This is a genomic window from Alkalibacillus flavidus, from assembly GCF_040545925.1.
Lineage (GTDB): Bacteria > Bacillota > Bacilli > Bacillales > Alkalibacillaceae > Alkalibacillus > Alkalibacillus flavidus.
The window spans coordinates 105,461-118,037 of record NZ_JBEPMX010000004.1; the positions used below are offsets into that span (position 1 = coordinate 105,461).

Annotated in this window: 7 protein-coding genes; 2 read left to right on the top strand and 5 right to left on the bottom strand. The window is 43.2% G+C overall.

From position 1 onward, the window contains the following. Positions 1-27 precede the first annotated feature (27 nt). The 4 genes from ABID56_RS05510 to gltB all read right to left on the bottom strand — a co-directional run bounded on the left by ABID56_RS05510 (position 28) and on the right by gltB (position 9,706). Complete coding sequence (locus ABID56_RS05510; protein ID WP_354219621.1) at positions 28-2,550, bottom strand: phosphodiester glycosidase family protein; 2,523 nt, start codon at positions 2,548-2,550, stop codon at positions 28-30. 93 nt (positions 2,551-2,643) lie between these two features. Then, positions 2,644-3,399, bottom strand: a complete 756-nt coding sequence (locus ABID56_RS05515; protein WP_354219622.1) for an S-layer homology domain-containing protein — start codon at positions 3,397-3,399, stop codon at positions 2,644-2,646. Positions 3,400-3,681: 282 nt separating this feature from the next. Then, positions 3,682-5,169 carry a glutamate synthase subunit beta gene (locus ABID56_RS05520; protein WP_354219623.1) on the bottom strand — a complete coding sequence of 496 codons (1,488 nt, stop codon included), beginning with the start codon at positions 5,167-5,169 and terminating at the stop codon, positions 3,682-3,684. Positions 5,170-5,188: 19 nt separating this feature from the next. Continuing rightward, entirely contained in the window at positions 5,189-9,706 is a 4,518-nt protein-coding gene (gene gltB / locus ABID56_RS05525; protein ID WP_354219624.1) for a glutamate synthase large subunit, read from the bottom strand. Between the two features lie 142 nt (positions 9,707-9,848). Between gltB and gltC the strand changes: the two genes are divergently transcribed. Then, the gene (gene gltC, locus ABID56_RS05530) at positions 9,849-10,754 is read left to right on the top strand and encodes a glutamate biosynthesis transcriptional regulator GltC (protein ID WP_354219625.1); all 906 of its coding nucleotides are present in this window, start codon (positions 9,849-9,851) and stop codon (positions 10,752-10,754) included. Here gltC and ABID56_RS05535 read toward each other — a convergent pair whose 3' ends face one another. After that, the gene (locus ABID56_RS05535) at positions 10,755-11,600 is read right to left on the bottom strand and encodes a fumarylacetoacetate hydrolase family protein (protein ID WP_354219626.1); all 846 of its coding nucleotides are present in this window, start codon (positions 11,598-11,600) and stop codon (positions 10,755-10,757) included. A 79-nt stretch (positions 11,601-11,679) separates the two neighbouring features. On the opposite strand from ABID56_RS05535, the gene ABID56_RS05540 reads away from it, so the two are divergent. Beyond that, a complete protein-coding gene (locus tag ABID56_RS05540) occupies positions 11,680-12,465 on the top strand; it encodes a carbon-nitrogen family hydrolase (RefSeq protein WP_354219627.1) in 786 nt (261 codons plus the stop codon). Positions 12,466-12,577 lie beyond the last annotated feature (112 nt).

A 12,577-nucleotide genomic window follows, 5' to 3' on the forward strand; every position in this document is an offset into this window, starting at 1 on the left:
AAGCTAGCTTGGCTTTTATTGAAAACCTTATTCGACGATAAATGGTTTAACCGTTTCGCTCAGTTTTTTATCGCCATCTTGTGATGTGACCGATCCAATGGTTAATTGATAAACACCAGGATCTAACGGTTCTTCTGGCTCTACGGCTATAACTTCTTTATTTTGTTCGATTTGATACGAAACATCAAAAGAATCGCCTTGTGCATTAGTTATAAAAATCGAGTCCGATTTAACGGAGTCAGTATCAATCGCTTGATCGAACGTAACACGCCATTCTTTTGTTGGTGAAACGACAGATTGGTCAAATGATGCGTCTGTATCGTGCTCACCATTATAAGAAAGTTGGAGTTCATCAACGTAAATAAACCCTTCGCCTTTTCGGTCGCTTGAAGGTTCCACAACATAAATCGAATTTAACGTATATGGCGTTTCGATCCCATCAGGAATGTCTGCTGTGACATAATTCCAACCATCCCAATCCAATTCATGTTCTTCTGTGAAATTAAGATAATGAACATCACCCGACGCGTCTAATAATTGCGCTCTTAACCAATGACCTTCACCGTCACCAAACACCCATGCGCCTATTTCGTTCGGGCGATTACTAAACGATTGATTCCCATCATACTGTGCATATACAGCTGATGTGCCTTCACCATTATTGAAATTGTAATCGAGGCGCAGTGCGTTGCCTGTTACAGATGGCGCAAATTTGTCGCTCAGACGAATGTCACCCGTTGCACGGACAGTGTTGTCTGACCATTGATCGATCGTTTCAAACGAATCGATCACGACATCACCGCCACCGACTCTTACCTCTGATGTGTATGTTTGGTGATTGATTGTCGCATGGACTTCACCAGTTGCCGAGATACTATTCGCTGTTAAAACACCCTCATTGGAAATAACACCAATGTTACCGGACGTTGACCATTCGATTTGTGAATCATCCCAAACGACGTGAGACCCATCATTCATTTGCGGCGTTACGGTAAAGGATTGTGTTTCGCCTACACCTAAGCGGATATCATTTGGGGTCATATCCACTTGGTCGAATCCGTCAACCACTTCAACCGGAATCGTTGTCGAAGCCCCATCATACGATGCCGTAATATTTCCTTCTCCAGCATTCGTTGCGATAAATTCACCATTTTCAACTCGTCCAATATTGTTACTGACTGAGTATTCAACATCTGACTCGTTATATGTTAATGGATGATAATATTCATCTAAAACATATTCGACATCAAGTCCAACTGATGCACCGTTAAGAATTTTGCCTTCTTCTGCGACATCGACGCTTATTTTTTCAGCTTTATCAGACTGATCCGTTACCATGGCAAATAAGCCGTTGGACACACCACGTTCATATCCACCGGAAGGACTATTCATCACACTCGTATGTGTATCACCATACTGACGTGCGACCATCGTCGTCGAACCGCCTCCATCTAAGTTAATGGCATGTTCAACGCCTAAACTTTCAACGTATTCAGCCACTTCCTCCATCGTCATACCGTCACTATAACCTGGCTGACGTCCATCTACTGTAATAAAGAAGACTTCAGATCCATTAGCATTCGTCCCTACAACCGTGCGTGGATTCCTACGCTTTGCACGCGAACTATCTTCATCCATTTCTAAATCCACTTGTCCATTGCGAACGAGTTGCGGACCACTACCTAGAACAAATTCAGCTCCCTTCCATTCGTCATTAATATCGACGTTCAACTCAACACTGTCACCGACTTCTAAGTTATCGTCAATCGGGGTATCACCATGAATCGAAATGACAAACCCATCTTCAGGTTGTTGAATATATTCATTTGATAAATAACGACGCACCTTTTTTACTTCACCAGTGATCGTATCACCAAACTGTATCGGTTCATCATCAATCAATTGATCAACTTGATCAACATGAATTTCGACACCATATTCATTCGTGCGCGTCCAATCAAACTTATGTGATGGTGTGAATAGCACCGTTTCACCCGAGCCACGCGCACCATTATATTTATCTATCTCATATGTTTTACCGTTAATTTCATAGGATAACTGCATGTCAAAGGAATCTATTTTAGCCGAACCATCTGGCATCATACCAAACGCTTTCGGCACACTCATATAACCACTAGAATCGTCAGACACAGCACCCAAATTGAACAACTTATCATTTTGAGCGAGCATATAAGAAGGTCGTTCACTATCAAAGTGAAAGAAACTACCATTTATGCCTCCGACGACTTGTTGTGTATTATACGTTAATCGATCAGCTAACGTTGTCGTCGTTAATAGATTCGGATATGGATCACCGATATTAAGTCCGACATCAACATGCTGCTCTGACAAATCGACTGACATCATACGAGAAGACATCGCTTCTGATGACGATTCATCATAACGATTATAATCAACGCCCGGCGTTACTTCTAATTGATCAGTTTCTATTAAACTCGCATGTGACACATGTTGGATAGAAAAAATGGATACGATTAATATTAACGATGCGACAAACCGTTTTAAGAGTTGCTTATGTAATATAGTCAATTTGTTGCTCTCCCTTTTTGTTTTTAATGTTATAACTTATAAAACAACCTCCTATATTCCGATAGGAGGTCGTTCAACTATGTTAATAATGAGCTATTCAATCGATAAGACCTTCGGCGGGTCAGCTTGTTCATCATTATTCGCTGCGTCATCATTGTTAGAGTCGTCTTGATTAGAGTCATCATTATTGGAATCATCGTTGTTACCACTATCATCGTTCGACTCATCAGATTCATTAACGTAATCCATCGCACCTTTCAGCATTTTTGAAAAGTCACTGCGCCTAACATCACGGTCAACACCAAATTCATTATTTCCGACACCTTGTACGATACCGGCCGCAGCCATAGCATTAATATGCTCATCGTAATAAGTATCACCTACATCTGAGAAGCTTTGGTCTTCTACATCTTTAGGAATATCATAAGCATCGACAATAATCTTAGCAACTTGTCCACGTGAAATATAATCTCTTAAACCGAATTCCGTTTCGGAGTAACCATCAATCATACCTTGTTCATACATTGCTGCAATCGCTTGATTTTCTTCTTCATCGTTTCTAAAATCTTCAAAACTAGATGCTTCAACATCACCTGGTTCTAAGTCAAGCGCTCGGTAAATCATAAGCGCCGCATGTCCACGGTAAATCGAATTCTCGGGATTAAAACTCCCATCTGGTGTTCCATTAATGATCCCTTTTTGATATAACGCGTCTATTGCTTGATAGTGCATTGTCTTTTCATCAATATCCGAAAAATCCTCGCTAGCCGTTGCGGCAGATGCAACAACTGTCATAAGTATCATAACCGCTGCAATCATGCCAACCGAAAGCCATGTCGATCGTTTCATTTGCGTTCCTCCCTAATTCTTAGCAGTCTACTACTCTATGTATTTAATTTCTATTTTACATAATTTTGCGCCAAAAAGGAACGCCTTTTGACAAAAAGTATCAAAATGGTGCTAGATGACTAGTGCAGGACCATGACTTCATATTTATTAAATAAATCACTTCAGTTTTGAGATAAATCGCATGATTTATCTCAAAACTAGCTCCACTTATGAAATAACATGAACAAGTTATTTCATAAGTGAAGAAAAGCAAAAAAATAATCTGATAACGCCAAAGCGTTATCAGATTATCACTTGTTCTGTTTCGTTTGCTAAATAGGTATCAACTTGTTCGGCTACTTCGCGTCCTTCGCGGATAGCCCAAACAACTAGGCTTTGCCCGCGACGTGCATCGCCTGCTGCGAATACATTGTCGTCGCTTGTGCGATAGTCATTTGTCCCATCAACCGTCCAAATACGACCACGGTCGTCAAGTTCTAGGCCAAAATGGTCAAGGACATCGCGTTCAGGGCCTGTAAAGCCAATCGCAACAAATACTAAGTCTGCCTCCCACACTTCTTCTGTGCCTGGAAGTTCTTTTGTGACTAAGCGTCCGCCTTCTTCTACTTTTTCAACACGGACAGTTTTTAACGATGTTACGTCACCGTTTTCATTCGTTTCAAAGGCTTTCGTTAAAATTTCGTATTTTCTCGGGTCTTCATCGTAAGCTTCAACCGCTTCTTGATAGCCATAATCTAGTTTGAACGTCATTGGAAATAATGGCCAAGGATTGTCATCATCGCGTTCTTCAGGACTGGCTGGGTGTTTACCGAACTGCACCACACGAGCGCATTCTTGACGCAATGCTGTTGCAACACAGTCAGCGCCAGTATCACCACCGCCAATGACGATTACATTTTTACCGCGAGCATGAATCGCAGCTTGATCAGGGTCATGTTCTAACGATTTCGTCGCTTCTGTTAAATAATCCATTGCAAAGTGAATACCATTGCTATCACGATTGTCTGCTGGTACGTCACGGTGTTGTTGTGAGCCTGTGCAAATAATGACAGCATCATTGTCGGCTTTTAACTCATCGCGCGTGATATCTTCGCCAACAGATGTGTTACATACGAAAGTAACACCCTCTTCTTCTAACAACTTCACGCGGCGGTCAACCGTTTCTTTCTCCAATTTCATATTAGGGATACCATACATTAACAAGCCACCTGGTCGGTCGTCGCGTTCATAGACTGTCACCGTATGTCCTTGTTGGTTTAATTGGTCAGCTGCCGCTAAACCAGCTGGACCCGAGCCGACAACAGCGACTTGTTTACCTGTGCGATGCGCCGGTGGATTCGCTTGTTCCCAACCGTTTTCAAAACCGCGTTCGATAATTTCGTTTTCGATCGTTTTAATCGCAACAGGATCGTCATTAATCGCGAGGGTACATGACCCTTCACAAGGTGCAGGACACACACGACCTGTAAACTCAGGAAAATTGTTCGTTTCTTTTAACCGTTCAAACGCGTGCTGCCAGTCTCCTTCGCTGACTAACTCATTCCATTCAGGTATAAAATTGTTCACGGGGCAGCCAATATCCGATTGATTAAAACTAATCCCCGTATGGCAAAACGGCGTCCCACAGTCCATGCAACGAGCACCTTGCCGTTGCAATTCGTCTTCATCTAATCGAATCGTATATTCGCCCCAATCTTTAATCCGGTCTATCGGGTCACGCGTTTGTTGATCTTCTCTCGAATAGTCGATAAAGCCTCTTAAATAGCCCATCATCACACCTCCCTAACACTTATTGAACGACTTGACTTGTTTCTGACTCTTCACGTTTTTGACGTAGCTTTTCTTTATATTCAACTGGAATGACTTTCACAAATTGACTCACCATATCACGCCAATGATTTAAAATATGTTTTCCACGTTTACTACCCGTCATATCGACGTGATTTTCGATCATAGTTTTCAGTTCATCTTCTTCATCGCGTTCTGAAACAGTCTCAAATAATACCATGTCGTGATTGGACTTCGCTTTCACCGCTTCCATATCTGGATTCCAAATATACGCGATACCACCAGACATACCAGCTGCGAAGTTTTTGCCAATGTCACCTAAAATGGCGACTCGACCACCCGTCATATATTCACAACCGTTGTCACCAACACCTTCAACGACGGCACGGACACCACTATTACGCACGGCAAACCGTTCACCAGCTGCACCGTTGACGTAGGCTTCACCACCTGTTGCCCCGAAAAAGGTCACATTTCCGATAATCGTCTCAGCCATACGATGTACTGACGGTGGATTATGAGGGGTGATCGCCAGTTTACCACCTGATAAACCTTTACCGACGTAATCATTGGCATCACCTGTCACGTGCATCGTGATCCCGGCTGGCAAAAAGGCACCGAAGCTTTGACCGGCTGAGCCTGTGAAATTCAAACGAATCGTATCGTCAGGTAAGCCCGCTTCACCATATCGCTTCGTCACTTCATGTCCGAGTTCGGTTCCGACTGTTCGATCCGTATTCGAAATCGGCAAATCAATCGTCACAGCTTTCTTGGACTCTAAAATCGCTTGCACTTGTGGTAAAATCTCCGTCTGATCCATATGCACTTCATCATAACGACTGATGACCGGACGTTCTCGCTCTAACCAATCGTCATTGGAATGTTGTAATAACGGTTCAAAATCTAATTGCTTCGCTTTCGGATGTGCATCTTTTCTCGTGTTGACTTTAAGCAGATCCGTTCGACCAATCAGCTCATCAAGTGAACGAACACCTAATTGCGCCATTAATTCACGCATCTCTTCCGCGACAAATCGCATGTAATTGACGACGTGATCGGCTTGCCCGTTAAACTTTTTCCGTAAATCAGGGTCTTGTGTCGCAATCCCAACTGGACACGTATCTAAGTGACACGCACGCATTAAAATACAACCGAGCACAACCATAGGCGCTGTAGAAAAACCAAATTCTTCAGCACCAAGTAAGGCTGCTTTCATCACATCCTTACCTGTCATCAATTTACCATCCGTCTCTAAACGGACTTTTTCGCGTAATTGATTGAGGACAAGCGTTTGGTGCGCTTCAGCTAACCCGAGTTCCCACGGCAAACCAGCGTGACGGATACTCGTTTTCGGCGATGCACCCGTACCACCTTCGTAACCACTAATTAAGATCACATCAGCTTTACCTTTCGCTACACCCGCGGCAATCGTTCCAACGCCCGTTTTCGAAACGAGTTTGACGTTGACGCGCGCCTCCGTATTCGATTTTTTCAAATCATAGATTAATTGCGCTAAATCTTCAATCGAATAAATATCATGGTGCGGCGGCGGGGAAATTAAGCCGACACCTGGCGTTGATTTACGTACATTCGCAATCCAAGGGTGCACTTTCTTCCCTGGTAAATGACCGCCTTCACCTGGTTTAGCGCCTTGTGCCATTTTAATTTGCAGTTCATCGGCATTCGTTAAATAATAACTCGTGACACCGAAACGACCCGATGCAATCTGTTTAATCGCACTCCGACGCAAGTCACCATTATCATCCGGTGTAAAACGATCCGGGTCTTCCCCGCCTTCACCGCTATTACTTTTACCGCCGATACGGTTCATCGCGATCGCTAAAATTTCGTGAGCTTCTTGACTTAACGCGCCGTATGACATCGCACCCGTTTTGAATCGTTTCCAGATCGATTCAACCGATTCAACTTCATCTAACGGGATTGGATCACGATTTGTATCATTAATATCAATTAAATCGCGTAGAAAGGCGACTTTTTCACCTTCGACTAATTCGGTAAACTGTTTGTAGCTTTTCGCATCATTCATGCGTGCTGCGTGTTGCAACGTATGAATCGTTTTCGGATTGAACGCATGATGTTCGCCGTCACTACGCCATTGCATGTCACCACCAGACGGTAGAGTGTTGCGCGTTAACGGATACGCCATGCGATGACGCGTTAAACTTTCTTCTGCAATCGTTTCTAGATCAATGCCGCCGAGTTTCGACGCGGATCCGCGGAAATATTTTTCCATGACATCGTGACTTAAACCGATTGCTTCAAAAATTTGCGCGCCACGGTAACTTTGAATCGTTGCAATCCCCATTTTCGACATCACTTTCACGATGCCTGATGTAGCCGCATCACGATAACGGTCAAACGCATCATGAACAGAGATGTTTTCTATATAATTATGGTCAATTAACGTCTCAATTGAACGGTACGCTAAATACGGATAAATCATGTCCGCACCAAAACCGATTAATGTTGAAAACTGATGGACATCACGCGCTTCCGCTGTTTCAACGATCAAACTTGCTTTCGTACGCAACCCTTTTTCGACAAGATAATGGTGCAAACCGCTTACCGCTAACAACGACGGTATCGCGACATGATCTTCAGATTGTTTACGGTCTGATAAAATAATTAACGATACGCCTTGGTTGATCGCCCGTTCTACACGTTTAAACAATTCATCTAACGCTGGCTCCAACCCTTTCGCACCTTTCGCGACAGGATAACAAATCGACACTTTTTCAAAACGGTAATCACTGCGCGAATTGTGAATAACCGCATCAAATTCTGCCTTCTTCAAAATCGGCGTATAAAGGCGAATTCGTTTACAGTGCTCAGGCCCATCATCTAGCACATTATGTTTTGGCCCTAAATATGATGTCGTCGACGTCACGAGTTTTTCACGAATCGCGTCAATTGGCGGGTTCGTCACTTGGGCAAACAACTGTTTAAAATAATTAAATAACAGCTGTGGTTGTTCCGATAACACAGCAAGTGGTGTATCATTCCCCATTGAGCCAATTGGATCTCGTTTTTCCGTCACCATCGGCAACAAGTTTTTCATCATTTCTTCTTTCGTATAGCCATTCGCGAGTTGAAACTGAAGAAGTTCTGTTTCATCGATTTGCTCATTTTGGCGCCCCATCGGCAAGCCACTTAATTGAACGAGTGACTGATTCAACCAATCGCGATACGGCCGTTTTTCAGCTAATTGACGTTTAATATCATCGCTATACGTCACTTTATGATTCTCTAAATCTATTAAAATCATTTGACCTGGGCCGAGTTTCCCTTTTTCAACGACGCGTTCCGGATCAATGTCTAAGACGCCGACTTCAGATGAATAAACGAATCGATTATCATCCGTGATATAATAACGCGCTGGGCGTAACCCGTTTCGGTCAATCGACGCTCCGATTTGGCGACCGTCTGTATAGGCAATCGCTGTCGGGCCATCCCAAGGTTCCATTAAACAACTTAAATACTCGTAACAAGCACGTTCTGGATCACTCATATCATCATTTAAATCCCACGCTTCAGGCACCATCATCATAGCTGTTTCAGGTAACGAGCGACCATTCATAACAAAATACTCAAACGCTTGGTCAAGCATACCTGAGTCACTCGAACTTTCATCGATCACTGGTAATAAATCGCGATGGCGCTCACGATAAACATGAGACGTTGCCGCAGTTTCACGTGCCTTCATCCAATTGACATTCCCTGTAATCGTATTGATTTCACCGTTGTGCATAAGCATACGATTCGGGTGGGCACGCTCCCACGACGGGAACGTATTCGTACTATAACGTGAGTGCACGAGCCCGAACGACGTTTCAGCCCGCTCATCGGCTAAATCTTTATAAAACGTCGCCAGCTGTTCTGGTGCAAGCATGCCTTTATACACGATCGTACGTGGTGACAAACTTGCAATATAAAAAGGCCCGCCTTGTAACGAATCATCCGCTTCAATTTGTTTTTCGATGATACGACGAATTAAATACAGCTCACGCTCGAAATAGATTTCGCGTTCGACGTGATCCGCTTTTTTAATAAAAATTTGTTCAATATACGGTCGGTTGCTGGCCGCACTTTCTGATATGACGCCCGTATCAACTGGTACGTCACGCCACCCAATCACCGTATGGCCTTCTTGTTCAACTACATCATTGAATCTTGATTTTATCTCATCTCGCATACTACGACCTTGTGGTAAAAACACCATCCCAACCGCATAGTCACCTTGATTAGGCAACATTTCATTCCACGTTTGGCGGTATAACGCATCCGGAATTTCTAACATTAACCCGGCACCGTCACCTGTATGGCCGTCAGCACCGCGTCCACCTCTATGATCTAATCGTTTTAAAATCGTAATCGAATCATTAATCATTTGATGAGTCGAAACACCGTCAATTTGTGCCACAAAACCTATTCCACACGCATCATGCTCCTCGCGTGGATCGTAAAGGCCTTGCTTTGTTGGATAACCTGTTTGAATCATCGTGTCACCTCATCTTTCGGTCGTTTAAATTTTCAGACAGAATGTTATTTCTATCATAGGCTTTTTCTGTTATGCTTTCAATATATATATTCGATCAAAACGATCGCAAATTGAGATTAAGCGCTTACAAAGGTTGATAGACATGGAGTTACGGCAATTAAAATATTTTATAAAAGTAGCAGAATTAGAACATGTAAGTGAAGCAGCAGCTGATATGCACGTCGCTCAATCAGCTGTCAGTCGGCAAATTGCCAATTTAGAAGAAGAACTCGGCGTTGAGTTATTTATTCGGGGCGGCAGGCAAATTCGGTTAACGCCTGTTGGTGAAGTGTTTTTAGAACGGATTAAGTTAGCGATGACTGAGGTCGAAAACGCTGAACGTGATGTGCGCGAATTTTTAAATCCAGAGTCTGGTACGATTCGACTCGGTTTCCCGACGAGTTTAGCAGCGAAAACATTACCAAAAGTGATCGCCGCTTTTAGACGAGAGCATCCGCAAATCGGCTTTCAATTACAACAAGGAACCGTCCAAGAATTAATCGAAGCTGTTAAAGTCGGGCAAATCGATTTGGCATTCGCTTCACCTGTTCCACTTGATCACGTTGATGTAAAAGGCGATATATTTTTCACTGAAAATGTACAAGCTGTTTTGCCGAAATCACACCCATTTGCAGATTATGACCATTTACGACTCGACCAGTTGCGGCATGAACCGTTTGTATTATTTCGCCAAGGATATATTATGCGTGATCTTGTTGTGAATGCGTGCCGGCAAGTCGGTTTCGAACCGCGCGCGGCGTTTGAAGGGGAAGATATCGATACGATTAAAGGACTCGTCGCGGCAGGATTAGGGGTTAGTTTATTGCCTGAGATCGCCTTACAGGAACGGGCTACGCGCGAAACAGTGGTGATGGATATTGTCGAACCTAATATGACAAGAACGATTGGGATGGTACGACCGAAACATCGAGACGTCGCACCATCGGAACAAGTGTTTAATGATTTTCTCATCAATTACTATCAGAAACTTAATCAATTCGGCTGGTAATCATTCAACTACATTAACAAGTTGACCAATGTGGTCGATTTCAACCGTGACGACATCGCCAGCTTGTAAAAATCGTGGTGGATTAAAGCCTTTGCCTACACCGCTTGGCGTCCCTGTCGCAATCACGTCACCGGGTTCTAACGTCATACCTTCAGACAATGTGGCGATTAACGTTTTGACATCGAAAATCATGTCTGACGTGTTACCGTTCTGGCGTAATTCGTCATTAACATAAGTCCGGATACCGAGTTTCTGGACATCCTCAATTTCATCAGGTGTGACAATCGCCGGCCCGAATGGCGCAAATGTATCGAGCGATTTACCGCGGAAAAACTGTTTATGTTGTTGTTGCAAGTCACGGGCTGTGACATCGTTTAACAATGTGTAACCAAACACATAATCCAAAGCGTCTTCGCGAGCAATATTTTTACCACGTTTCCCGATCACAACGGCTAATTCACCCTCGTAATCTAATTGCGTCGTTATTGACGCGTGAGAATTAACTGGCATATTTGGCCCCGTCACACTTGTCGGTGCTTTCGTAAAAATGACAGGATGTTGCGGAATTTGCGAATGGTCTTGATTCGTCATTTCTAACGCATGATCGGCGTAATTTTTTCCGATACACATAATATTTTTCTTCGGATATAATGGTGCTAATAATTCGATGTCATGACGCGAAATCTGTTGATTAATTTCATTCTCGATATCAAGGTCATCGATGTTAGCGATTAAAGTATCTAAAGTAGGGAATATGTTGATTAGCTTTTCAGAATAGTAAATACCATCATCAGCTTCAATCCCCCAATAATAGTGTCGATTATAGTTAAAACTGACAAAACGCATCGCACATCCTCCAAACGTGATAGATTTAGTCATAGTTTAGCACGTTTTTGTCGACATGTGTGATGAAGGAGGCAATTTTATGAAGTGGGCTTTATGTCAAATCGATATCGTACCAGGCGATCCTGAAGCTAATCGGAAACGTGTAGCTGAGTATGTTCATAACGTCATGCAACAGGATGGGCCAGATGTGATTGTCTTACCTGAAATGTGGACGACCGCCTATACGTTACCGGAATTAAAAACGATCGCTGATATGAATAGCGAACCGACGAAAGGATTTTTGATTGATTTAGCTAAAACATACCACGTCAATATCATCGGTGGGTCGATCGCGACAATTAAAGAAGAGCAAGTTTATAACACAGCTTTAACAATCAATCGCGAAGGCAACGTACTAGACGAATACGACAAAATTCACCTCGTGCCAATGCTTGATGAACCTGACTATTTGACGGGTGGAGGTAAGCTACCACGCGTCGTCAATTTAGACGGGGTGAATGTGGCGACGATTATTTGTTACGACCTCCGTTTCCCTGAAATCACAAGACAATTAGCGTTAAACGGAGCTGACGTGTTATGTGTTGTTGCGGAATGGCCTGATGCACGATCTAATCATTGGCAACAACTGCAAATCGCGCGTGCGATCGAAAACCAATATTACGTCTTATCAGCAAACCGCGTCGGGCAATATAATAATATTGAGTTTGCAGGGCGATCCATGGCGATTGATCCATTAGGCGATATTTTATTAGAAGGTGATGCTTCTAAAGAATCCATATTACGTGCGACAACAAACATGTCTGTTGTCAAGCAAATTCGTCAGCAAATTCCTGTTTTCGAAAGTCGCGCTCCAGATGTTTATTAAATAGTGAACGATTCGACGTATTTCCCGGGTAATATTTTATGTCATGAGGTGTAGAATCCGGCACTTTCGCTGATAAAGTATTGATTTTCGCCGTATTGTATCTAGATTTCGC

Coding starts and splice junctions, on each gene's coding strand:
- gltB (WP_354219624.1), bottom strand. CDS start 9,706: ATGATTCAAACAGGTTATCCAACAAAGCAAGGCCTTTACGATCCACGC.
- ABID56_RS05515 (WP_354219622.1), bottom strand. CDS start 3,399: ATGAAACGATCGACATGGCTTTCGGTTGGCATGATTGCAGCGGTTATG.
- gltC (WP_354219625.1), top strand. CDS start 9,849: ATGGAGTTACGGCAATTAAAATATTTTATAAAAGTAGCAGAATTAGAA.
- ABID56_RS05535 (WP_354219626.1), bottom strand. CDS start 11,600: ATGCGTTTTGTCAGTTTTAACTATAATCGACACTATTATTGGGGGATT.
- ABID56_RS05520 (WP_354219623.1), bottom strand. CDS start 5,169: ATGGGCTATTTAAGAGGCTTTATCGACTATTCGAGAGAAGATCAACAA.
- ABID56_RS05540 (WP_354219627.1), top strand. CDS start 11,680: ATGAAGTGGGCTTTATGTCAAATCGATATCGTACCAGGCGATCCTGAA.